The sequence below is a fragment of the Marinobacter sp. R17 genome (assembly GCF_003789045.1).
GTDB classification, from domain to species: Bacteria; Pseudomonadota; Gammaproteobacteria; order Pseudomonadales; family Oleiphilaceae; genus Marinobacter_A; species Marinobacter_A mangrovi.
In genome coordinates this window covers 157,354-181,203 of the sequence record NZ_RHGZ01000003.1, presented here as the reverse complement: position 1 = coordinate 181,203, position 23,850 = coordinate 157,354, and the positions used below count along the sequence as shown (strand labels likewise).

Here is a 23,850-nt window from a genome sequence, read left to right as displayed (position 1 = left end):
CGATCGCCTGGTCTCTCACCCTCGACCCGTCCCGGCCGCATGCCATTATGGACAGGTCTGTCCCGCAAGAGCCAGTGGCGATCCAGAACCGGTCGAGCCCAGCTTCCGCACGAGGAGATATTGAATGTTGCATGATGAAGATCCGACGGAAACCGGGGAGTGGATGGATGCCCTTGACTCCGTTCTGAGTGAGGAAGGGCTTGAACGGGCAGCATTTCTGCTCGAGCGGCTGGGCGAACGCGCCAGCAGGGACGGGGCTGCGTTGCCCTACAGCGTCAACACACCGTATCGGAACACCATTCCCGTCAGCCGGGAAGCGCGTATGCCGGGCGACCTGTTCATGGAGCGCCGCATTCGCTCGCTGATCCGCTGGAATGCGCTGGCGATGGTTATCCGGGCCAACAAGCGTCCGGGCGAGCTGGGTGGTCACATCCACTCGTTCTCATCCATCGCCACGCTGCTGGACGTTGGTTTTAATTACTTCTTCCACGCCGGAGATGAAAACCGCGAAGGCGACCTGATCTACTTCCAGGGCCACTCTTCACCGGGCCTCTACGCCCGTTCCTTCCTGGAAGGGCGCCTGACCGAAGATCACCTGGACAAGTTCCGTAACGAAGTGGACGGCGATGGCCTGTCGTCGTACCCGCACCCTTGGCTGATGCCGGACTACTGGCAGTTCCCGACCGTTTCCATGGGTCTGGGACCGATCCAGGCGATCTATCAGGCCCACGTGATGAAGTACCTGCACAACCGTGAACTGACCGAAGGGCCGGATCGCAAGGTCTGGTGTTTCATCGGTGACGGCGAGTGCGACGAGCCGGAGACCCTGGGGGCTATTGGCCTGGCCGGTCGCGAGAAGCTCGACAACCTGATTTTCGTGGTCAACTGCAACCTGCAGCGTCTGGATGGCCCCGTTCGTGGTAACAGCAAGATTATTCAGGAGCTGGAAGGCATCTTCCGCGGCGCCAACTGGAATGTGCTCAAAGTCGTATGGGGCCGCCTGTGGGATCCGCTGTTCGAGCAGGACGACGACGGCCGTATGCAGAAAGTCATGGACGAAGCCGTCGATGGCGAGATGCAGAACTTCAAGTCCAACGGCGGTGGCTACGTGCGCCAGAACTTCTTCGGGCGCGATCCGGAGCTGCTCAAGCGCGTCGAGCACATGTCTGACGAGGATATCTACGCCCTGAACCGTGGCGGCCATGACCCATACAAGGTCTATGCGGCCTATCACGAAGCGGTGAACCACAAAGGTGGCCCGACCGTCATCCTGGCCCACACCATTAAAGGTTATGGCTTTGGTGAGCAGGGGCAGGCGCAAAACACCGCGCACCAGCAGAAGAAGCTGAGCATGGAAACCATCAAGGCATTCCGTGACCGCTTCGGTGTGCCGATCTCCGACGACGACATCGAAAGCATGCCGTACTACAAGCCGGCGGACGATTCGCCGGAGATGAAGTACCTGCAGAAGATGCGCAGCAAGCTGGGCGGCTCCCTGCCGCGTCGCCGTCGCGACAGCCAGCCGCTGACCATCCCGCCGCTGGAAACCTTCAAGCAGCAGCTTGACGACAGCGGCGACCGGGAATTCTCCACCACCATGGCCTTCGTGCGCATGCTGGGCACGCTGATCAAGGACAAGCAGATCGGCTCCCGCGTCGTCCCGATCGTGCCGGACGAAGCCCGGACCTTCGGCATGGACGGCATGTTCCGCCAGATTGGGCTCTACACGGCCGAAGGGCAGAAGTACACGCCCAACGACCGCAACCAGATCATGTACTACCGTGAGGACCGCAAGGGCCAGATCCTGCAGGAAGGCATCAACGAAGCCGGCGCCATGTCCACCTGGATCGCCGCGGCGACGTCCTACAGCACCAACGACTACCCGCTGATTCCGTTCTACATCTTCTATTCGATGTTCGGTTTCCAGCGTGTGGGCGACCTGTGCTGGGCGGCCGGTGACATGCGGGCCCGTGGCTTCCTGCTGGGCGGTACCGCCGGTCGGACCACACTGAACGGCGAAGGTCTGCAACACCAGGATGGCCACAGCCACGTGCTGTCTGCAACGGTGCCCAACTGTGTGTCCTACGACCCGACCTTCTCCTATGAGGTGGCGGTGATTGTTCGCCACGGTCTGCAGCGCATGTACGGCGACAACGAAAGCGTCTACTTCTATCTGACGCTGATGAACGAAAACTACGCCCATCCGGCGATGCCGAAAGGCGTCGAGGACGGTATCGTCCGCGGTATCTACAAGCTGGAGTCCCACGGCGCGAAGAAGGGTGCCAAGAAGGCCAAACACAGCGTCCGTCTGCTGGGCAGCGGCGTGATCCTCAACGAGGTGCGTGAAGCGGCGAAGATCCTGGCCGAGAAGTACGAGGTCGGCTCCGATGTCTACAGCGTGACCAGCTTCACCGAACTGGCCCGTGACGGCCAGCACGTTGAGCGCTGGAACCGCCTGCACCCGGCATCGCGTCCGCGTACGGCTTACATCCAGGACGTTCTGGGTGATTCCGATACGCCGGTGATTGCGTCCACCGACTACATGCGCCTGTTCGCCGAGCAGGTCCGTGGCTGGGTCCCGGCAGACTACACCGTGCTGGGTACTGACGGCTTCGGTCGCAGTGACACCCGCGAGAAGTTGCGTCGTCACTTCGAAGTCGACCGGCAGCACGTGGTCGTAGCTGCGCTGGGCTCCCTGGCACGTCAGGGCAAGATCAAGCCTGAAGTGGTTGAAGAGGCCATCCGTGAGTTCGGCATCGATGCCGACAAACCGGCCCCGGCAACCCACTAAAACCGTTAAGGAGACACAGCATCATGGCAGAAGACATTCGTGTGCCTGACCTTGGCGGTTCGGATTCGGTTGAGGTCATCGAAATCAGTGTGAGCGTTGGCGACAGCGTGGCCGAAGAGGATCCGATCCTGGTCCTCGAATCCGACAAAGCCACTGTGGAACTGCCGGCGCCCAAGGCCGGCAAGATCACCGCGCTGAACGTCAGCGTGGGGGACAAGATCAGCGAAGGCGACGTAGTCGGTCAGCTGGAAGCGGGTGAGGGTGGCGAGACTGACGCCGCTTCCGAGCCCGAAGAAGCACCGGCAAAAGAGGAGCCAGCCAAGTCCGAACCGGCTCCTGAGCAGGCGGCATCCGGCGGTGTCCAGGACATCACGGTGCCCGATCTGGGCGGCGCGGATTCGGTCGAAGTGATCGAAATCAGCGTCTCCGAAGGCGATTCCGTGGAAGAGGAGGCCGCCATTCTGGTGGTGGAATCCGACAAAGCCACCGTCGAGCTGCCGGCGCCGGCCGCAGGTACGATTAAATCCATCTCGGTGAAGGTGGGTGACCGCATCAGCGAAGGCGATGTGGTTGGCCAGATGGAAGTGAGTGGTGGTGCGCCTGCGGAATCCGCACCGGCCGCTGAAGCCGAGAAACCGGCGCAACCGTCTCAATCGGCGTCGACGCCTGCCGCTTCTGGCGGTATCGAAGACATCAACGTGCCGGATCTGGGTGGTTCGGCATCGGTCGAGGTCATCGAGATCAGCGTGTCGGCCGGCGATCAGGTCGCTGAGGAAGACCCGATTCTGGTGGTGGAATCCGACAAGGCGACCGTTGAGTTGCCGTCGCCGTCCGCGGGCACCATCAAGTCGATTTCCGTGAAAGTGGGCGACAGCATCAGCGAAGGTGATGTGGTGGGTCAGATGGAAGTGTCCGGCGGGGCGCCTGCGTCTTCGGAGCCGGCACAGCAACCGTCGTCGCAGCCGAAGTCGCCCGAGCCTGCCAAACCGGCGGCCAGCGCGGCGCCGAAGTCCAGTGGCGAGCCGGCGGCCCAGCCGAGCAAGCGAGTGCACGCCGGCCCGGCCGTGCGTCGGCTGGCCCGCGAACTGGGCGCCGACCTGGGGCGTGTGCAGGGCAGCGGCCCCAAGAACCGGATCCTCAAGGAGGATGTGGAAGCCTACGTCAAGCGTGCCCTGAGCCAGGTTCAGGAAGGCGGCGCGCCGGCGGCTGGCGGGGCCGGTTTGCCGGCGGTGAAACTGCCGGACTTCAGTCAGTTTGGTGACGTCGAGCGGGTCGGCATGAGTCGCCTGATGAAGCTGACCGCCGACAGCATGCAGCGCAGCTGGCTCAACGTTCCGCACGTGACCCAGTTCGAGGAAGCCGACATCAGCGAGATGGAGGACTTCCGCAAGTCAATGAAGGCCGAAGGCGAGAAGCGCGGCGTGAAGCTGACGCCGATGGCCTTCCTGCTGAAGATCTGCGCCAAGGCGCTGGAGGCCCATCCGAACTTCAACGTGTCCCTGGACATCGAGAACAAGGAGATCATCCAGAAGCGCTACATCCACATCGGTATTGCCGTGGATACGCCGGATGGTCTGGTGGTGCCGGTGATCCGCAATGTGGACCAGAAAGGCCTCTGGGAGCTGGCGGAAGAGTGTCAGGTGCTGGCCCAGAAAGCCCGGGACAAGAAGCTGAGCCCGAAAGACATGCAGGGCGCCTGCTTCACCATTACCAGCCTCGGCGGTATTGGCGGCACTGCGTTCACGCCGATTGTGAACACGCCGGAAGTGGCCATCCTGGGCGTATCGCGCTCGAAGATGGCACCGGTCTGGGATGGCGCTGCCTTCCAGCCACGGCTGATGCTGCCGCTGTCGCTGTCGTACGATCACCGTGCGATCAACGGCGCCGATGCAGCCCGCTTCACCAACACCCTCCGTGCCGGACTGGAAGATCTGCGTCAGCTGCTTCTCTGATCCCGGCTTTCCGATGGCTCACCTCCTCGGGGTGGGCCATCGGTCTTCTCCTTTTTCTCTCCCTTCCGCTGTCTTTTTCCATTTTCACCTGTTCATTTCCTGCATGATTTGATGGTCCCGGCGCCTGCCGTAACGGATTCAATACGTCCATTTCCCCGATTGCCGATGACGTGAACTGGCTCGCAAAACCGCGTCAGATGGCCTCCCGTGGCCGGAGAGATTTGAGGCACAGTTATCTTTAAGGGTGATATCAATCCGGTATCTTAGCGTTACAGGATGTAACGGCAGGCATGCGCCAAAACAATGATAACGAAAGCCGCTCAGAGCCCTATTCAGCAAACCGGAACCGGATCCAATCCTCAGAACAGGAAGCGACATTAGCCATGATTCTCGTGCTGGCGGGGTCGATCATGACGTTTGCGATGATTGAAACGGCCACGGTTCTTGAGCCTTTCGACAAGGGCGAGATCGTGGTGGAGCAGCGGATGGACAAGAATCCGCAGGAGCTACGGAATCAGTACACCGTGGCCCCGCTCGTGGAGCAGCGTTATCGCAACATCGTGCGTCAGGCCTACGACTACAGCTGCGGTTCGGCGGCGCTGACCACCGTCCTTAAATATTACCTGGGGCGCAACCTGAACGAGCGTCAGGTGATGGAAGGGCTGCTGCACTATGGCGAAAGCGAGCGGATCGTTCAGCGCCGGGCGTTTTCCATGCTGGACATGAAGCGGCTGGTCACGGCGCTGGGATACCCGTCCGGTGGCTTCCGCGCCACCATCGCCGATCTCAAGGAGCTGGATCACCCGGCCATCGTGCCGATCCACCATGCCGGCTTCAAGCACTTCGTCGTCCTACGCGCTATTCGCGACGACCGCGTGTTCATCGCGGATCCGTCGGTCGGCAACATCTCCTTCACGCTCTCCAACTTCAAGGAAAAGTGGGACGGGAACGTCCTGTTTATCGTTTTCCCGGGCGGTGAAAAACCGCTGGATGCCCTGGAGCTCAAGGAAGAGGACATGCGGTTCGTGGACGATCAGACCATGACCCTGTTTGCGCTGGATACGATTCCGGAATTTCACGAGGCGACCAGTCGTCGCATCAACAACCTCTTGGAAAGACAAAAGAACAATCCTGACGGCACTGTTGAGAACACCCGTAAGCAGCTGTTCTATCGGCGTAACTGATTGCCCTTTGACCCGGGCGCCGGACGCACGTCAGGAAAACAAGACCGAATAATAAGGGAGCTGGGATGAATCGTTGGGTAGTGCGAGGTTTGATCATCTGTTCCATTGCCGGCCAGCCGGCCCTGGTATGGGCTCAGGACGAGAGCGTCGACAAGGCGCGTGAAGCCTTGTCCAAAAAAGAGGGGGATGAAGATTCCGCCAAGCAGTTGGAGGAAGTGTTCCAGTCCGCGGAGAAAAACTATTCGCTTCAGAAGGAGGGGACGCACTCGCTGACGTACTCCTTCGATTACTCCTACACCGGGGATCAGAGGCTGGATCTGGAGATCACCGATGGTTCGGTCCGTAATCTGGATATCGTCCCATCGGCGACTCACAGTTTCACCAACGCCTTTTCCTACGACTACGGCCTGCTCGACAACCTGACCATCGGTACGCGCATCCCGCTGGTGGTGAAGTACGACACCCAGGATGAGCTGAACGTCTACGACTTCGGCGACATTTCCTTCACCGCCCGCTGGCAGCCAGCGGCTTATGTGCCGGGCAAGATGTCGACCACGCTGTTTGCCTCGTTGACGTCCAAGACCGGCGTCAGCCCCTATGAAATCGACATCAATCGCCAGCTCTCCACCGGCAGCGGCTATTACACCGCATCGGGCGGGGCCAGTGTCTCCAAGGTGCTGGATCCGGTGGTGCTCTACGGCTCCGCCAGCGCCAGCTACAACATGCCGGAAGACGGTCTGGAGCAGGTGCGGGGTGCCCGGCTGCTGACCAAGGTGGAACCGGGATTCGGCCTGTCCGCGTCCATGGGCTTTGCCTACTCCCTGTCCTATGACATTTCCCTGAGTGTGTCGGGCCAGATCAGCTACAGCGATGAAACCCAGTTGACCTTCAGTGACGGGTCTGAAGCCGTGGCCCAGGACCAGATGACCGGTTTCCTGAGTTTCTCGCTGGGAACCCGGGTCAGCGATACCACGATTGTGAACACCAGCCTGGGCATTGGCCTGACCGAAGATGCTCCGGATTTCTCCATTGGTGTCTCCCTGCCAATCAACATCGCGGGCCTCCGGGAGTAACCGGGGCCTTGGGCGCGCATACGGCAAGGGATGATCAGTTTCATGCGACGTGAGAACAATACAAGGCGAATTCTTGGGGCGCTGCTGGCGGGGTCGCTGTCCTGCGGGGTCCAGGCCCAGCTGGCGCAGAACCTGACGATTTCCCCCAAGGCCCTGTCCCTGGGGAATGCGGTGACGGCGGATCCTCCCGGGATTATGGCGATTCACTACAACCCGGCGGGATTGACCAAGCTGGACGGTCGTCAGGTGGAAGGCACGCTGCTGGGTGTCTATCTGGATGTCGACGCCGACTTCAATGCGCCCGAAGGGTATGAAATTTTCGGCATTGACGGGCTGGCTACCGATCCGCTGACCGGGAAACAGAAAGACCCGGTGGCCAATTCCCACAGCCATACCAACACGGTGGCCCTGTACGTTCCCGGGTTCGGTATCCAGAAAATGCCACCCGGCCCTGCATTGGCACCGTCAGCGGGCTTCAGCTACAACGCGCCCGGTTCCAAGCTGACCTTCGGCAACGCCTTCTACCTGCCGATGGCGGCCGGCTTCTATCGCGACAATGACGACCCGGGTCGTTACCAGCCCAAGGCGACGGCCTTGCAGCGGACGACTTACCTCTCTCCGACAGTAGCCTACAAGGTCAACGACGAGTGGTCCGTCGGCGCCGGCATTCACCTTTCCCACATGGCGGTGGCGGCTGACCAGTACATGCGGGCGCCCAACATGCTGCTGGGGGTGGCCGAAGTCCTGCAGGATGCGTTCAACTGTGAATCCGGCGATGAGCCGCTGGCCCCCTGGCTCGCCTTGTGCGGCGGTAACGTCGGCCCCTGGGATGACATTGGTGCGCTGAGCGTGGATGTGCAGCAGAGCGTGTCGCCCACCTACAATCTGGGTGTGATGTGGGAGCCGACGGAGTGGTTCTCCTGGGGCGCCAGCTACAGCTCCGAAGCCGACATGAACATGCACGGCCAGTTCTCGATCGAGTACACCGACGACTGGTCCGGCTTCTGGCAGAGCGTCAACAGCTCCATTCTGGGGGCGGTCGGTTCGGCCATCCTGAGCCTGCCGTCCGGTGCGCCGCGCGAGTCCGGCAACGTCAGCCTCAACCTGACTTATCCGCAGCATTTCCAGACGGGGATCAGCATCAAGGTCCACCCCAAGCTGACCTTGAATGTCGACGTGGGCTGGACCGATTATTCCGAGTGGGACGCGCTCAAATTCAAGTTCGACCGTAACCTGGAATTCCTCAACGCCGCCCGGATCCTGTCCCCGGAGAACGCCACCCCAAACTCCCTGAGCCTGCCGCTGGGTTTCAAGGACCAGTGGAACTGGGGCTTTGGTGCGGAGTTCCACGCCTCGTCGCGGCTGGATCTGCGCGCCGGGGTGGAAATCCGGGATTCCGTTATCCCGGACGATCAACGCCAGGTCATGGCGCCGTTCGGCGGGGCCAACCTGTATAGTGTGGGCATGGGCTATCGCTGGGATCGGGATACCCAGATCGACATGAACCTGAGCTATCTCGAGTCCATCGAAAAGATCCCGGCGGACAGCAGCTGTAACCTCAACTGCACCGGCATCACCAACATCATCTACAACCCGTATGCCGGACTTGACGTCAAGACGCGGCTGCGGGTGGTGATGGCCGGCCTGACGTTCCGTACGAAGTTTTAGGGCTTGCCGCGTTCGGCAGACTCCGGGAGGGCATCTCATGGCAGGCATTCAACATCGGCTCGGCCTTTTCATCGGCATTGGCCTGAGTGCGGTGGCCTCTTTCAGTCACGGCGACGATCGGTATTTCACCTGGGTCGACGAACAGGGGCGGGTTCACTCCAGTCTCATCAAGGAAGAGGAAAACCCGGTCCAGAAGCGGATCAAGGCCGTAGAATCCGGGAAAAAGGCCGGGGCGACATCGTCTGAATCCGCGTCGATAAAGACAACCTCAGAACATCCGGCGGCCACCGTCAAAGATCCGGAGCCAGTAGCCCCGAAGACTGCACCGAAAGTGGAGATCGAGCGCAACGCCGACGTCTCCCTGCCGGCTCCAGAATCCGACGTACCTGCCGCAAACACGCCGCCGAAATCGCCGGCAGAGCAGAACAAGCCGGAGCGGGTTGCCAGGGAACCCAAACCGAATCCCGGCCCAGAGGACACGACAGAAGCCGCGGAAACCGCTGCAGAAGAGCCGTCAGCGCCGCCCAAGGCGGACTCCGAATACAATCTCGAAAATTATCCGGATGGCGACGAGCTGGCCAAGAAGGGGTTTGTCCGGGAGGGCGACCCGCTGCCGTATTACACCTGGCGCGATGCCAACGGACAGGTGCGGGTGGACTACTATCGCCCCGAGCCGGGATTTGAGAAGAAAAGCCAGGGTCGCGAAGCGCCCCGGTTATCGGAAGCGATGGTGATCGATGGCCGCAGTCCGGCGGCCTCGCAAAAGGCCAATCCGGAGACCCTGGCGGTGCTGGGCATCGATCAGACGGAAACGCTACTGCAGTCGTGGCAGGACCGCTGCTGTAACGATTTGCCGGTGAAGGACCTGGCGGAGTGGGATGACTCCCGCGAGTTCCAGGTGGATCTCGACGACATGGCCCCTGAATTCCGGTTTTCCACCGGCTCCAGCGTCTATCGACTGGTAAAGCTGCCTACCGCCTCGGAATCCGGCGCCTTCGTGATGCAGGTTCGTTCGTACGAAAACCACGGCGTGTTCGTACCAACCCTGGTCTTTCTGGATGAGGGGATGCAGGCCCGGCGAATGGTGACGGACCTGGTTTTTGATTACCGACCCGAGAACTGGCACCGCCAGGGCTACATTGAGGCCCGGGTGCCGGTGTTTCCCGACCACGGTGACCGCTGGCTGCTGATCATGAGTCGCGGGAGCGACCAGGCCGGCCAGACCGTCCTCGAAGCGGATGGCGCGCCGCAGGTTATCCACCATGCGGCCCAGGGCATGGTCAGCCTGGCGCAGCTGGGTGGGTAAGACCGCGGACGCTGTGCCGCCCGGCGTCAGTCTTCCGCTTGCGACAGATCCAGCCACTGCACGGATTGCCAGTAGAAGCGCCCGTTACCGGCGGGATAGGTGCAGTTGTAGCGGAATCGGCGACTGTTGAACGACCGGTCTGCGACCACTTCCACGGTCTGACCGTCGCCCGTTGGCGTCACGGACAGCTGGCCCACCTGCGACCCATAGCAGGTCAATGGGCCTGGCTTCATGCCGTCCGGCAGGGTCAGGTGCAGCACGGGCGGGTTCTGCTTCAGGGTACCGTCCGGCAGCGTGTTGGCATCCACCGGCAGCGTTTCACTCAGCAGCTTGTCCTTCAGGCCATCCGTGCCGCCGTAGGCGTTGGCCATGGGGAAGCGGGGCAGGCGGGTGTCGCCGGAAGACGGGCCAATCGGCCCGGAATGCTGGCCGTAGCCATACCAGCCTCGTTTCTTCACCAGGGTTTCGACTTCCGCATCAAACTCACCGTAGGGATAGGCAAACAGCGGCGCGTCCGTGCCGAGTTTGGCTTCGATCGTTTCCTGTGCATCGTCCAGGCTCGCAGTGACCCGTCTGTGCCAGGCGTCCTCGGTTTCATCGGGGCGGCGTACGAGATGGGCGTGATCGGCACTGTGATTACCGATGGTGACCTCCGGATGGCGGGCCAGGTCCTTGAGCTGATCCCAGGTCATATAGCCGTGTCGCTTTTCGGTGATGGCCTGTGAATTGACGAATACCGTAAAGGGGATGCCGGCTTCAAGGAGAATGGGGGCGGCGGTGTCGTAGACCGAGCTGTAGGCGTCATCGAAGGTCAGCGCGGCCACCGGTGTGCTGCCGGTTTTGCCGCTCAGCGCCTGCTCGGTGGCCGCTTGCAGGGGCTTTACCGGGATATCGAGCTTTTCCAGCATCGCCAGCTGGCTACGAAAAAGATCGGGCGTGGTGCTGGTGGACGCCGGAGTCTGGCTACTGATGTGGTGGTATTGCAGCACCACCAGGTCGGCGGAAGCTGGCAGGCTGGTGGCCGTCAACAGCGGCGCGGCGACGAAGGCCAGTGCATTCCTGAACGGTTTTTTCACGGGACATCCTTCTTTTACGGAGCGTTGATCTCAGCGACCGGCTCCTACAGCGGAAAGAAAATGGTGGCGCAGGGTGTGGAAGGCGGCGTTGAGTGTCTGGACCTCTTCCTTGCTGCCGCCACGGTCCGGGTGAGCCTTCATGGCCCGCCGCCGGTACGCCTGGCGAATGCATCCGAAATCGTCCGGCAGGGCTTCAAAGCCCAGCACCCGTGCCGCCTCGTCCAGCGCACTGGCGTCGGTGGACGGTGTGCGACCGGCCCAGAAATCATCCAGCATCCGCTGCACGGCGAACTCCGACAGGTCGTACTGGGACAGGTCCAGATAGAACAGGCGCAGTCGGTCTCCCTCTCCCGGCAGGGTTTCGTTCGAGGCGACGTGACCCGGCGACAACTGAATGTTCAGGGGCGATATATGCACCTTTTCCCCAGCCGGAGCGAGATCGTCCCGGAGACGGTAAAGGCAGTGAAAGACGAGGAAATGGGCAGGGTAGATGGCTGAGGGCTCGGAGAAATCGACGCGCTCGAGCAGTTGCCACGGCTCGCCTTGTAGCAGCCGAATCAGGGCCAGTTCGCTCAGGCCCTCACTTTCCTCGCGCAGGATCGCCTCAACCGCAACCATCAGGGCAGCAATTTTCTGATGCAGGGCAGCCTGACGCGCTGCGTTGTCGTGTTCTCGATCGGCCAGGAACCGGGACTGTCGCTTATTCATACTCCAGAAGCCTACTGGAGCCCGCCCGGAAGTCCAAGAGAACCGTTTAAAAAGTCCGGGCTCCTGGCATCAGGTGTCTTTCCGGGCGGGCCGCGCCTCAGGCGCGACGTCGCTGGCGTTCCGAGCCGCCGAACGGGTTGCCGTAAAGAAAACCCGTGACAAATTCGGTAGCGCGCCGGGCTTCTTCGTCCGCCATTTGCGGTCGCTGTCGGGCGCGCTCGGCCACCCTCAGGCTGACCTCGTAGGCCACTCCGCGGCAGGCGGCGGCGATGTAATCGGCATCCTGACCCGGCAGGCGGTCGTTGGTGGCCAGGCTGCGAATGTGCGTGTCCATCGACGCCATCGCCAGATCCAGGATATCGGAACCAAACAGTTCCCGAACCGCCTGGCTGTTGCGATGGGCCAGCTCATAGGTCACCGGATCCTTGGCCGCCGCCAGGAACAGGGAGGAGTACATGCGGTGAATCAGGTCGTGTTCGTCCGAGGCGGTATCGTGGGCGCTGCGGATGAGGGTGCGCAAGGCTTCGAGGAAATCCCGAAACAGGGCGATGAAAATATCGCGCTTGTCTGAGAAGTAGTTGTAGAAGGTGCCTGAGGCGAGCGGTGTGCGACGGATAATGTCGCGGATGGTGGTCTGTTCGTACCCGGTTTCCCGGAAACAGTCCCTTGCCGCGTCCAGAATGGCTTTCCGATTATTCAGGCGATTGCGTTCACGTTTGCCGAGCGAGGCCGTGTCCAGCATAGCAATTCCCCTTTCCTTGGGTGCATGGGTGTTCTGGTTTTTATGAACTGTTTGTCATCCTCTCCCATAGACTCGCCGAAGTCGCCACCGGGCCGGTATACGTGAAACCCGGAATAGGGCCATACCCACTGACGAAACGGCGGGTGATCCGGTATACTCGGCCCCCATTTTCCCAACGCCCGGCAAGGTTATGGCAGAGCAGCTCAAAGACGATCGCAAGACAACGCTGGAACTCAACAAACTGCAGAAGCGTCTGCGTCGTGATGTCGGCCAGGCGATCGCCGATTTCGGCATGATTGAGGCCGGCGACAAGGTGATGTGTTGTCTGAGTGGTGGCAAGGATTCCTACACCATGCTGGACATCCTGCTGAACCTGCAGCGCAGTGCGCCGGTGGATTTTCAGGTGATCGCCGTTAACCTGGACCAGAAACAGCCGGGCTTTCCGGAACACGTGTTGCCGAACTATCTCTCCGAGTTGGGTGTCGAGTACCACATCATCGAGAAAGACACCTACAGCATCGTCAAGGAGAAAGTGCCGGAAGGGAAAACCACCTGCGGTCTGTGCTCCCGTCTGCGCCGGGGCATTCTCTACAACTTTGCGGAAGAGCACGGGGTCACCAAGATCGCGCTGGGCCATCATCGTGATGACTTGCTGGAAACCCTGTTCCTCAACATGTTCTACGGTGGCCGCCTGAAGACCATGCCCCCCAAGCTGAAGAGCGACGACGGGCGCAACGTGGTCATCCGGCCACTGGTCTACGCCCGCGAGAAGGACATCGAGCGCTATTCGTCCCTGCGCCAGTTCCCCATCATTCCATGCAACCTGTGCGGTTCCCAGGAAAACCTGCAACGCCAGGTGGTGAAGGACATGCTGAAGAGCTGGGATCGGGAGCATCCGGGGCGGATCGAGTCCATGTTCCGGGCCATCTGCAACGTGTCGCCGTCGCATCTGGCGGATCCGTCCATTCACGATTTCAACAGTCTGGAAGTGGACTGGCGTGCGGACGACAGCGCCACGCCGGAAGCACCGGCCTACGAGCGGCTGGACGTCCTCAATCTCTGATCGGGCACCCCGTCAAAGGGCGTAATGCGGTTGGCCAGCACCCTGGCACAGTCGTTCCAGGGTGTGGTGAAGTCGTGTGAGGTAGTGCTCTTCGTCCACCCGGGTCAGTTCTGACCACAGGCGCGTCAGGCCATCTGCATCCTCCGGCATGGGCCAGGACGGCTTTACCCATTCCAGCGCGCTGATGCCGATCGCGGCCGCGTAGCGTGTGTTGGTGACCAGTTCGGCATCCGGATTGATCAGGAATTCGTGCTGGCTGGCAAAGCCCCGCACCTGGCTCGCCCGGTCCGGCTGGAACGCCAGGTATTCGTCCCACACTCGCCAGTGCAGGGCCGGGGAGATCCCGAAAACACCGAGTCCCGTGTCGCCGTCCTGTGAAAAGGGATCAAAGTCACGCAGGGTGGCTGCGCCGAGCAAAATTTCTTCGATAACGGGGTGGGCGTCGCCGAGTGCCCGGGAGACCGGACGGATGACGTGATCGAGAAGTGCAATCGCCTGTGACATGAGCAAAGCCCTCACGCTGCTTGCAAGCTACACAATGAGTTAGCAACTCATCTGTGAAAGTCACTTTAGCAATACTGCCTAACCTTCTGACGACAATAGTCCAGGGTCGGGTTGTGGTCAATAATTGAACATTAAAATGGTGTGAAATTTTCAGCCACAAAACGGACCCAATGTGGCTCAGCCGATTTGAGCCAGCAGTCGTGCGGTGACGGGGAGTGTCCAGACGCCGAAGATCATCAAGCAGGCGCCCATCAAACGCCGGAATCCGGGGTGCTGGCGCCAGTGCTGCAGACTTGTGGCGGCATAGCCGGTGGCCAGCATGGAGGGCAGGGTGCCCAGTCCGAAGCAGAACATGGTCAGCGCCGCGCTGGTGACGGTGGGCTGCAGCGCGGCCCAGCCCAGGGTGCTGTAGACCAGTCCACACGGCAGCCAGCCCCAGAGCAGACCCAGCGCCAGCGATTGGCTGGGGTAACGCACCGGCATCAAGCGGCGGGTCAGTGGCGACAGCCGGCGCCAGACAGGCGCCCCCACCCGTTCCACCGCCTGGATACCCTGCCACCACTGGCCCAGCGATAGTCCCATCAGAATCAACAGCAGGCCGGCGATTGTCCGGAATATCGGGGCCAGCGCCGTCCAGGCGCCCACGGCCTGCGTGCTCAGGACGCCCAGCAAGGCGCCGAGCAGGGTGTAGCTGGCGATCCGGCCGAGATTGAAGCCCATGATGAGGACGGACTGGCGCACGCGAAAACCGGCCCCGATCGGTACCGCCATGGACAGGGACGCGCTGATACCACCGCACATGCCCAGACAATGGACACCGCCAAGAAGGCCGATCATGAAGGCGCTGGAATAGCCCAGCAGGAGTTCACCGGTCATGCCGCTCCACAGGGTCCGCTTTACCGGCGCTCGATTCCGTTTTATCGGTCCGCTCGTCGACGCGGGCGTCTTCAGGAATCATGTCTTTGTCATCGTCGTACAGGATGCGATGGGCGGGGCCTTCCAGATCGTCATACTGACCGCTTTTCACCGCCCAGGCGAAAATGGCGACGCCGACGCCGACCAGCAGCAGTGTGACAGGCACGAGCAGATAGACGATTTCCACGACGAGATCCTTTTGCGTCATTCACAACGGTCGATCAATTCACCGTATCAGGCTGCACAGGATGGGCCAACGGCCTTTCGACCGGCGGTTCTGGGGCGACCGGTTTTGTCCGGCCCAGTCGGGTGGCGTTGATGACGACCACCAGTGAACTCAGGGACATGCCCAGAGCGGCCAGCCACGGCGGCACCAGCCCGGCTGCGGCGAGTGGCAGTGCGCAAAGATTATAGGTGACAGCCCAGGTCATGTTCTGGCGGATGATCCGCCGCAGGTGCCGGGCTGTTCTGAGGGCGTTCACCAGTCGACTCAGTTGGCTGTTGAGCAGTACCGCATCGGCTTTCAGCTGAGTCAGATCGGCGGCACTGCCCATGGCGACCGACACGTCGGCCCCAGCCATGACCGGCAGGTCATTGAGTCCGTCGCCCACCATCATGATGCGACGTCCCTGTGCCTCCAGTGTTTTCAGGAACGCCAGCTTGTCCTCCGGCGAAGCCTGACCCTTGCAGGCATCCAGCGGCAGCTGTCCGGCCACGCGCTGCACATGGGAAGACCGGTCACCACTGAGCAGGATCGTCTGAAGTCCCAGAGCCTGGAGTTGGCGCAGCGTATCGGCCGCCTCTTCGCGCAGTTGATCGTCCAGCGTGAAGCGGGCCAGCAGTTGATTGCCCAGCGCGAGGAAGAGACCCAGGCCTTCGTCCGGCTCCGGTAGATGCTCAATGCCGATCTGCGCCCTGACGAAAGCAGCGTGGCCGATCACCAATTCCTGCCCCTGGTACTGGCCAGTCAAACCACCGCCCAGGTGATTGGTGACGTCGGTTACCGCATATCGCCGGTCAACATTCCCCTGGAGCGCAGCCGCAATGGGATGCTCCGAGTAGCGTTCGAGTCCCGCGGCCAGAGCCAGGCATGCGGCAGTATCCAGATCGCCGAAAAGCCGGGTGCTGCGCAGCGTCAGCCGACCCTCGGTCAGCGTGCCGGTCTTGTCGAAGACCACGGTGTCGATCCGGTCGAGGGATTCCAGGGTGTGGCCCCGCGTCGGCAGGAAGCCGGCGCGTCGCAATGAGACGGTGGCCATGGTCAGTGCTGTCGGCGTCGCCAGTGACAAGGCGCAAGGGCAGGTCACCACCAGGACGGCCAGGGCGATATCAAAGGCACGCTCCGAGCCGGCCAGCCACCAGCCCAGCCCCACCAACGGGGCGATGATTAGGATGCGGCTGACGAAGCGCCCCGCCAGGCGATCGGCGAGCTGGCCCACCGGGGGTTTCTCCGACTGGACCCGGTCCAGGATGCGCAGGATGCTGGAAAGTCGCGTGTGCTGGCCGGTGCGTTCAACGCGCAGGGCAATCGGGTTTTCGCCGTTGATGGCGCCCGCATGGGCCGGACTGCCCGGTCCCCGTTCCTCGGGCAGGTACTCGCCGGTCAGGGCGGCTTCGTTCAGGGTGGAGTAGCCGGCGGTAATCACGCCGTCGGCCGGGATCACGTCGCCGGGTTTGATGTCCACCGTATCACCCGGCCGCAGGGCATGGACGGGCACGGTTTCCAGCGTGTCACCCCGGCGCCGGGTGGCAATGGCGGGCGTCAGGTTGTGGAGCGAACCGCCGCTGAGCCCGGCCCGATAGCGTGCCTGCATCTCGATAAAACGCCCCAGGGACAGGAAAAAGGTGAACATGCAGACCGACTCGAAATACACCTCCTCGCCGCCCATCACCGTGACCCAGGCGCTGGCCGAGTAGGCCAGTCCGATCGCCAAGGCGACCGGGACATCCATGGTCAGGTGGCGTGCGCTCAGGTCGCGACGCGCGTTGCGGAAGAACGGACGGGCGCTGTAGAACACGACCGGTGTGGCCACCAGCAGGCTCACCCAGCGGAAAAACGGCTGCATGTCATCGGAAACGCCGCTGATCAGCCCGAAGTAAAGCGGTACGGCCAACATCATGCTTTGCATGGTGCCGGCACCGGCCACGCACAGTCGGATCAGTGCGCTGCGCTTTTCCCGTTGCAGTTGGGCCTCGGCCTGGTCCGCCCGATAGGGGCGGGCGTCATAGCCCAGTTCGTGAATGGCCAGCAGCAGGGGGCTGAGTGCCGTCTCGGCCGGATTCCACACCAGTCGGGCCCGTTGGGTGCTGTAGTTGATTGAGAATTGGCGCACGCCGGGCTGCTGCGCGAGATGGTGCTCCAGAAGCCAGATGCAGGCGGCACAGGAGAGCCCTCCGATCAGCAGCTGGGCTTCGCGCAAAGGCGCCTGGTCGGTGCCGGCGGTATCGCTGACAAAATCCGCCTGGACGGCCGGGTGGTCAAAGACCGCGAGTCGTTCCCGGTCACGGTCCGTCAGCGTGCCCGGCGTTGCCGGTGTCGCCGTTCGATGGCGGTAGAAACCGGTCAGGCCCTCGTCCCGGATCAGTTGGAAGACGGCCCGGCAACCATGGCAACAGAAGGCTTTCGTTGTGCCGTCAGTGTCCAGCGTCAGTGGCGCCTGGCCGGTGATCGGTTCACCGCAGTGGTAGCAAGGATCCCCTGACACCGCTTACCCCTGGGGTGCCGGTTCGAGCGGCAGAGCGATATCACTGGGCAGAGCGGCTTCGCCTTTCAGGCGCCAGCTATTATCCGGGCCGCGCAGATCGAGGTACCAGCGGCCCTCGAGAGACTGCGGCAGGCGAACCTCGTAGTGGCCGTCTCCGGTGGGCTGGAACTGCAGGCGCCGATCCCGTTCGGCCAGGGTCGGATGGGACAGGTTGAGGATCAGGAAGTCGAAACCGGCGGGCTGGCCGTCCTGGGTCAGCGTTAGGCGTGCGCCCTTGTCGGTGAAGGTCACGTGTCCTTCCAGGCCCATATCGGCGGCCTTGTGGTCCTTGGCCAACGCCATATTGATGGCCAGTCCGTCCTTGTAATAGTCGTCGCTGACCATGGAACCCTGGGTTCGTACGGCAACGGTAATCATGAACAGGCAGAAGACGATGGTGAAGGCGGGAATCGCCAGCACGAACCACAGCCAGAATTGCTTGTACCAGGGGCCGGGTGTCTTGAGCGCATCGTCGGACATGGTGGCGGATCTCACTCTCGGTTGAAGGTCAGCGCCGGGCGCCCAGGAAGCGGCTTTCGGTGCGGGCGCCGAGCGTCGCGTCGCCTTCAGCACGAATGTTGAAGGTGATGTCGTTGTGGGTGTCCGTCAGCGCCTCCGGGCTGACTTCCACAACGGTGGGCAGTGACAGGTTCTCGCCGGCGGCTACCTGCAGCTGCGTGTCACCGATAATGTGCGCGGTATTCAGGCCGGATACCGACAGGATAAAGACCTGCGGTACTTCCGTCATGTTCTGGACCTTGACGGTGTAGGAATTCTCGATCATGCCCCGGTTGTTCATCTTGAACAGGGCGCCCCGGTCGCGGATCACTTCCAGCTGGACCGGCACCCGGGTCAACAGGGTGAAGATTAGCGCCCCAATCATCAGCAGTAACGCGGCACCATAGCCGAACGTGCGGGGACGAAGGAGTTTCGACGGCTTGCCTTCCAGCTCGTGTTCGGTGGTATAGCGAATCAGCCCGCGCGGGTAGTTCATCTTGTCCATGATCTCGTCGCAGGCGTCGATGCACAGGGCGCAGTTGATGCACTCGTACTGCAGCCCGTCCCGGATATCGATGCCGGTGGGGCAGACTTGCACGCACTGGCCGCAGTCAATGCAGTCGCCGAGACCGAGTTCCGTCTTGCTGGCGTCCTTGCGACGGCCGCCGCGCGGCTCGCCCCGGTTGTAGTCGTAGGAGACCACCCGGGTGTCTTCATCGAACATCACCGACTGGAAGCGGGCATAGGGGCACATGTAGAGACAGACCTGTTCCCGCAGCCAGCCGGCATTGGTGTAGGTGGCGACGGTAAAGAAAAACACCCAGAAATAGGCCCAGCCGTTGGCCTGCAGAGTGAACAGGTCAATGCTCAGCTCCCGCACCGGATAGAAGTAGCCGACGAACGTGAGGCCCGTGGCAAAGGCGATCAACAACCACAGGGCGTGTTTGACGACTTTCTTGACGGATTTCGACGTGCCGCCAGGGGCCTGGTCCAGCTTGATGCGCTTGTTGCGCGATCCCTCGACCTTCTCCTCCACCCACATGAAGATGAACGTCCACACGGTTTGCGGGCAGGTGTACCCGCACCAGACCCGACCGAACAGGGTCGTGATGAAAAACAGGCCGAAGGCGGCGATGATCAGCATGCCTGAGAGCATGATGAAGTCTTTGGGAAAGAACGTGGTGCCGAAGAGGTGGAATTCCCGGGCCGGCAGGTTGAAGTAAATCAGGGGTTCTCCGCCGATATGGACCCAGCAGAACAGGAAATACATGCCCATCAGCCCCCACAGGCTGAAAAAGCGAATACGCTGGTAGAGGCCTGTGACGGCTTTGACGTAAATCTTCTTGCGGCTGGCGTAGAGCTCGACGTTTTCCGGTTTTTTCTTGTTGGTGGAGGCGTCAGTCGCGGGGTCAACCTGTTTGACCGGTATTTGACTGCTCATCAAGTCCTCTCATGTGGTGCTCTCTTCACGCCTGGACCGGATTCCGGCCCAGGGTTCAGCAAATTGCCTGCGGGGCATCATTCGCCCCGGTGCGACAGGCCATAGACATAGGCCGCAAGAATGTGGATCTGGTCGTCGCTCAGCCGGCCTTCCTGAGGAGGCATCCGGTTCTGGCGACCGTAGGTGACGGTTTCCTTGATCCAGTCGTAAGTGCTGCCGTAGAGCCAGTCGTCGTCGGTCAGGTTGGGGGCGCCCACCATCGGATTCCCCTTGGCATCCTGGCCGTGGCACCCGGCGCAGGCCTGCGCGAAGACCTGCTTGCCTTCCTTGGCCAGGGCTGGGTCACGCTCGCGGCCGCTGAAGCTGAGCACATAGTTGACCACGGCTTCCACCTGATCGTTGCTCATGTTGGGCATCAGGCCCTTGGCCGGCATCTGGTTCACGCGGCCCTGGTGGATGGTTTCGACGATCCGGTCCGGATCGCCACCCCAGATCCAGGCGTCGTCCGTCAGGTTGGGGAAGCCCACGGCACCCCGCGCTGCCGAGCCGTGGCATACCGCGCAATTGTTGGAAAACAGGCGTTGCCCCATCTTGCGGGCATCGTCGTTCCTGGCCAGCTCGGGGATCGGGACGTCACCGTACCTGGCGTAGAGTTCGCCATAACGGGCCTCAGCCTGTTGCACCTCTTCCTGCCATTGCTTTTCCTGAGTCCAGCCCAGCAGACCTTCGAAATTGCCGAGGCCCGGGTACAACGCCAGGTAAATGAGAGAGAACACGCAGGTGGCGGTGAACAGGTGGAACCACCATTTCGGCAGCGGGTTGTCGTATTCCTCGATGCCGTCGAACGAATGCCCGGTGGTGCGGTCGGTCTCCTTGTCGGTTGGCTGACTCTTGCGGGTCGCCCACAACAGCCACCAGCAGCCGATAACCGTGGCGAGCACGATCACGCTGATCCATAGGCTCCAGAAGGTGCTCATTTTTTATTCTCCGTCCGCTTTTCCCTTTCCCGCGTGCGCTGGTCGATGTCGTCGTCCGCAAAGGGGAGATTGGCCGCTTCATCGTTGGATTTCCTGCGGTGTGCGCTGTAAGCCCACCAGACGATCCCGATAAAGGCGACCAGGACCAGCAGCGTGTGTATGCCGCGCAGATCGTTGATATCCATCGCCATCACCGTTTGGTTGAGATCACCGTGCCCAGCTGCTGGAGATAGGCCACCAGCGCCTCGATTTCATACTTGCCGCGAATCTGGTCCGGCGCTGCCGCAATGTCCTCGTCGCTGTAGGGAACACCGAACGTCTGGAACGCCTTGAGCTTGGCCGTGATGCCATCCGGATCCAGCTTGCGCTCAAACAGCCAGGGGAAGGCAGGCATATTGGATTCCGGCACCACATCCCGGGGGTTGTTCAGGTGGACCCGGTGCCAGGCGTCGGAATAGCGGCCGCCGACGCGTGCCAGATCCGGGCCGGTGCGTTTGGAGCCCCACAGGAACGGGTGCTCGTAGACAAACTCGCCAGCCACCGAGTAATGGCCGTAGCGCTCGGTTTCGGCCCGGAATGGGCGGATCATCTGGGTGTGGCAGACGTGGCAACCTTCGCGGATGTAGATGTCGCGGCCTTCCATTTCCAGCGGCGTTAGCGGCTCCAGTCCGGCCACCGGCTCGTTGACTTCCTTGAGGAAGAACAGCGGCACGATTTCCACCAGGAAGCCCCCACTGATCACCAGGACGATCAGCAGCCCCATCAGGCCGATGTTCTTCTCGACAACTTCGTGCTTCATCGTGATCCCTCTCTCCCTCAGGCGGCCTGGACGGCGCTGTTGTCGAGTGCGACGGCATCCTTCTGCCGGATCGTCATGCGCACGTTATAGGCCATGACCAGCATGCCGATCAGGAAGATGCCCCCTCCGATCAGGCGAATCAGGTAACCGGGTTTGGAGTTTTCAAGGCCTTCCACAAAACTGTAGGTGAGGGTGCCGTCGGCATTGACCGCGCGCCACATCAGACCCTGCATGATGCCGTTGACCCACATGGCCACGATGTAGAGCACCGTGCCGATGGTTGCCAGCCAGAAATGCAGGTTGATCAGGCCCACACTGTACATCTGAGTCATGCCCCACAGCCGCGGGATCAGGTGGTAGACCGCGCCGATGCTGATCATGGCCACCCAGCCCAGGGCGCCGGAATGCACGTGACCGATGGTCCAGTCGGTATCGTGGGACAGGGCGTTGACTGTCTTGATGGCCATCATCGGGCCTTCAAACGTGGACATGCCGTAGAACGACAGGGACACCACCAGGAACCGCAGGATCGGATCGGTGCGCAGTTTGTGCCAGGCACCCGACAGGGTCATCATCCCGTTGATCATGCCGCCCCAGCTCGGGGCCAGCAGGATCAGGGACATGATCATGCCCGCGGTCTGGGCCCAGTCCGGCAGGGCGCTGTAATGCAGGTGATGGCCGCCGGCCCAGACGTAGGTGGCGATCAGGGCCCAGAAGTGAACGATGGACAGGCGATAGGAATACACCGGCCGCTCCGCCTGCTTGGGCACGAAGTAGTACATCATCCCCAGGAAGCCGGCTGTCAGGAAAAAGCCCACCGCATTGTGGCCCCACCACCACTGCATCATGGCATCGGTGACGCCGCTGTAAATGGAATAGGATTTGAACGCACTGACCGGCAGCTCCAGGTTATTGCCGATATGCAGCACCGCGACCGTGATAATGAACGCACCATAGAACCAGTTGGCCACGTAGATGTGCTTGGTCTGGCGTTTGGTGATCGTGCCGAAAAACACCATCGCGTACGCCACCCAGACCACGGCAATCAGGATATCGATGGGCCACTCCAGTTCCGCGTATTCCTTGGTGGTGGTCAGGCCCATGGGCAGGGTAATGCAGGCGGCGACCAGGATGGCCTGCCAACCCCAGAACGTGAATGCAGCCAGACCGTCAGAGAACAGCCGGGCCTGGCAGGTCCGCTGGACCACATAGTAGGACGTCGCAAACAGCGCGCAGCCGCCGAAACCGAAAATCACCAGGTTGGTATGGAGCGGGCGCAATCTGCCGAAGTGGGTCCACGGCAGATCGAAGTTCATAAAGGGAAAGCGCAGCTGAGAGGCAATGAGCACGCCCATCCCCATGCCGATGATGCCCCAAACCACCGTCATGATGGCGAATTGGCGCACGACCTTATAGTTATACGTCAGGTTAGGCGTCGCTGTACTCATAGTGTCCCTACCAGAGGATGTCGAGTAATAAAATTAGGCGATGCAAGTATGGTCAATGGATGGTGGCTTTTCAATGACCTGGATCAAGCCAAAAGGCGGGCATGAGTGGGCATTTGGGAGGATGGGGTCGATCGTCGCAGGGTCATCCTTCCGTATTGCTTCTCGTAGCGCCCTGATTGTCAGTTGACCGCGGGCGACGGGCTGGTCATGGGGCGCGATGATTCAGCTGACTGGGGTTTGCTCACGGCGACTGCTACTATGCGCGCCAGCACTGGCCCGGTCGGGCCGCATCCCATTAACGGCAGGACATCGACAATGGCGGAAGTGATGATTGATGGCGAGGGTGCCCGAACCCTGCTGCTGGCCCATGGTGCCGGCGCCCCGATGGATTCGCCCTTTATGGATCAGCTGGCCATGGCGCTGGCGGAGCAGGGAATCCGGGTTGTCCGCTTTGAATTCGGTTACATGCAGAAGCGTCGGGAAGACGGCAAGAAACGTCCGCCGCCCAAAGCCGACAAGCTGGAAGGCGAATTCAGCGCCGTGATCGACCGCTATGCAAGCGAGTCCGGACCGCTCTACATCGGCGGCAAATCCATGGGCGGGCGGATTGCGAGTGTCCTGGCCAGCCGGGCAGACGACCGCATTGCCGGCTGCGCCTGCTTTGGCTATCCATTTCACCCGCCAGGCAAGCCCGATCGCTGGCGTACGGACCACTTCACTGACTTTACCGTACCGGTGCTGATCAACCAGGGTACCCGGGATCCTTTCGGCCGCCAGGACGAAGTTCAGGCGCATCTGGCGGGTGAAGTGCCGGTTACGCTGCACTGGCTGGACGACGGAGAACACGACTTCCGGCCGCGAAAGTCCACCGGAACCACGCAAGCTGAGCTGATTGAACAGGCCGCCCGGCAGACCGTCACGTGGATGGACGGCCCGGCGACGTCGAAGGAGATCTGAGTAC

Annotated in this window: 21 protein-coding genes; 8 read left to right on the top strand and 13 right to left on the bottom strand. The window is 61.6% G+C overall.

Annotation, left to right across the window (positions count from 1 at the left end; all coding sequences use genetic code 11):
• Window positions 1-127: 127 nt before the first annotated feature.
• The 6 genes from aceE to EB809_RS04100 all read left to right on the top strand — a co-directional run bounded on the left by aceE (window position 128) and on the right by EB809_RS04100 (window position 9,974).
• On the top strand, window positions 128-2,791 hold the full coding sequence (gene aceE, locus EB809_RS04125; protein WP_263316973.1) for a pyruvate dehydrogenase (acetyl-transferring), homodimeric type: 2,664 nt from the start codon (window positions 128-130) through the stop codon (window positions 2,789-2,791).
• A 23-nt stretch (window positions 2,792-2,814) separates the two neighbouring features.
• Window positions 2,815-4,743: a dihydrolipoyllysine-residue acetyltransferase gene (gene aceF / locus EB809_RS04120; protein ID WP_123633536.1), complete on the top strand. Its 1,929-nt coding sequence runs from the start codon at window positions 2,815-2,817 to the stop codon at window positions 4,741-4,743.
• Between the two features lie 383 nt (window positions 4,744-5,126).
• Window positions 5,127-5,927, top strand: a complete 801-nt coding sequence (locus tag EB809_RS04115) for a C39 family peptidase (RefSeq protein WP_123633535.1) — start codon at window positions 5,127-5,129, stop codon at window positions 5,925-5,927.
• A 65-nt stretch (window positions 5,928-5,992) separates the two neighbouring features.
• On the top strand, window positions 5,993-7,000 hold the full coding sequence (locus tag EB809_RS04110; protein WP_123633534.1) for a transporter: 1,008 nt from the start codon (window positions 5,993-5,995) through the stop codon (window positions 6,998-7,000).
• A 42-nt stretch (window positions 7,001-7,042) separates the two neighbouring features.
• The gene (locus EB809_RS04105) at window positions 7,043-8,668 is read left to right on the top strand and encodes an OmpP1/FadL family transporter (protein ID WP_123633533.1); all 1,626 of its coding nucleotides are present in this window, start codon (window positions 7,043-7,045) and stop codon (window positions 8,666-8,668) included.
• Between the two features lie 37 nt (window positions 8,669-8,705).
• Window positions 8,706-9,974, top strand: coding sequence for a MalM family protein (locus EB809_RS04100; protein WP_123633532.1), 1,269 nt, complete (start codon window positions 8,706-8,708; stop codon window positions 9,972-9,974).
• A 26-nt stretch (window positions 9,975-10,000) separates the two neighbouring features.
• Here EB809_RS04100 and EB809_RS04095 read toward each other — a convergent pair whose 3' ends face one another.
• The 3 genes from EB809_RS04095 to EB809_RS04085 all read right to left on the bottom strand — a co-directional run bounded on the left by EB809_RS04095 (window position 10,001) and on the right by EB809_RS04085 (window position 12,500).
• A complete protein-coding gene (locus EB809_RS04095; protein ID WP_223807804.1) occupies window positions 10,001-11,050 on the bottom strand; it encodes a polysaccharide deacetylase family protein in 1,050 nt (349 codons plus the stop codon).
• A 30-nt stretch (window positions 11,051-11,080) separates the two neighbouring features.
• Complete coding sequence (locus EB809_RS04090) at window positions 11,081-11,758, bottom strand: DNA-J related domain-containing protein (RefSeq protein ID WP_123633531.1); 678 nt, start codon at window positions 11,756-11,758, stop codon at window positions 11,081-11,083.
• Window positions 11,759-11,855: 97 nt separating this feature from the next.
• Window positions 11,856-12,500 (bottom strand): TetR/AcrR family transcriptional regulator, encoded by a 645-nt coding sequence (locus EB809_RS04085; protein WP_123633530.1) that lies wholly within the window; start codon window positions 12,498-12,500, stop codon window positions 11,856-11,858.
• A gap of 190 nt (window positions 12,501-12,690) precedes the next feature.
• Here EB809_RS04085 and ttcA point away from each other — a divergent pair, with 190 nt between their 5' ends.
• On the top strand, window positions 12,691-13,563 hold the full coding sequence (gene ttcA, locus EB809_RS04080) for a tRNA 2-thiocytidine(32) synthetase TtcA (RefSeq protein ID WP_123633529.1): 873 nt from the start codon (window positions 12,691-12,693) through the stop codon (window positions 13,561-13,563).
• A gap of 12 nt (window positions 13,564-13,575) precedes the next feature.
• Here the strand turns inward: ttcA and EB809_RS04075 are convergent, their stop codons facing one another.
• The 10 genes from EB809_RS04075 to ccoN form a co-directional block, all read right to left on the bottom strand.
• Entirely contained in the window at window positions 13,576-14,067 is a 492-nt protein-coding gene (locus tag EB809_RS04075) for a hypothetical protein (RefSeq protein WP_123633528.1), read from the bottom strand.
• Between the two features lie 177 nt (window positions 14,068-14,244).
• Window positions 14,245-14,943 carry a sulfite exporter TauE/SafE family protein gene (locus tag EB809_RS04070; RefSeq protein ID WP_123633527.1) on the bottom strand — a complete coding sequence of 233 codons (699 nt, stop codon included), beginning with the start codon at window positions 14,941-14,943 and terminating at the stop codon, window positions 14,245-14,247.
• Window positions 14,933-15,169, bottom strand: coding sequence for a cbb3-type cytochrome oxidase assembly protein CcoS (gene ccoS, locus EB809_RS04065; protein WP_123633526.1), 237 nt, complete (start codon window positions 15,167-15,169; stop codon window positions 14,933-14,935). Before ccoS ends, EB809_RS04070 begins: the two co-directional genes overlap by 11 nt.
• A 34-nt stretch (window positions 15,170-15,203) precedes the next feature.
• On the bottom strand, window positions 15,204-17,687 hold the full coding sequence (locus EB809_RS04060) for a heavy metal translocating P-type ATPase (RefSeq protein ID WP_123633525.1): 2,484 nt from the start codon (window positions 17,685-17,687) through the stop codon (window positions 15,204-15,206).
• A gap of 3 nt (window positions 17,688-17,690) precedes the next feature.
• A complete protein-coding gene (locus EB809_RS04055) occupies window positions 17,691-18,206 on the bottom strand; it encodes a FixH family protein (RefSeq protein ID WP_123633524.1) in 516 nt (171 codons plus the stop codon).
• Between the two features lie 28 nt (window positions 18,207-18,234).
• Complete coding sequence (ccoG, locus tag EB809_RS04050) at window positions 18,235-19,665, bottom strand: cytochrome c oxidase accessory protein CcoG (RefSeq protein ID WP_123633523.1); 1,431 nt, start codon at window positions 19,663-19,665, stop codon at window positions 18,235-18,237.
• 77 nt (window positions 19,666-19,742) lie between these two features.
• Window positions 19,743-20,642: a cytochrome-c oxidase, cbb3-type subunit III gene (ccoP, locus tag EB809_RS04045; RefSeq protein ID WP_123633522.1), complete on the bottom strand. Its 900-nt coding sequence runs from the start codon at window positions 20,640-20,642 to the stop codon at window positions 19,743-19,745.
• Window positions 20,639-20,827, bottom strand: a complete 189-nt coding sequence (locus tag EB809_RS04040; RefSeq protein WP_123633521.1) for a cbb3-type cytochrome oxidase subunit 3 — start codon at window positions 20,825-20,827, stop codon at window positions 20,639-20,641. The genes ccoP and EB809_RS04040 overlap by 4 nt, the downstream gene beginning before the upstream one ends.
• Window positions 20,828-20,832: 5 nt before the next feature.
• On the bottom strand, window positions 20,833-21,441 hold the full coding sequence (ccoO, locus tag EB809_RS04035) for a cytochrome-c oxidase, cbb3-type subunit II (RefSeq protein WP_123633520.1): 609 nt from the start codon (window positions 21,439-21,441) through the stop codon (window positions 20,833-20,835).
• A gap of 17 nt (window positions 21,442-21,458) precedes the next feature.
• Window positions 21,459-22,889, bottom strand: a complete 1,431-nt coding sequence (gene ccoN / locus EB809_RS04030) for a cytochrome-c oxidase, cbb3-type subunit I (RefSeq protein WP_123633519.1) — start codon at window positions 22,887-22,889, stop codon at window positions 21,459-21,461.
• A gap of 315 nt (window positions 22,890-23,204) precedes the next feature.
• Between ccoN and EB809_RS04025 the strand changes: the two genes are divergently transcribed.
• Complete coding sequence (locus tag EB809_RS04025; RefSeq protein ID WP_123633518.1) at window positions 23,205-23,846, top strand: alpha/beta family hydrolase; 642 nt, start codon at window positions 23,205-23,207, stop codon at window positions 23,844-23,846.
• The last annotated feature ends 4 nt before the right edge of the window (window positions 23,847-23,850 follow it).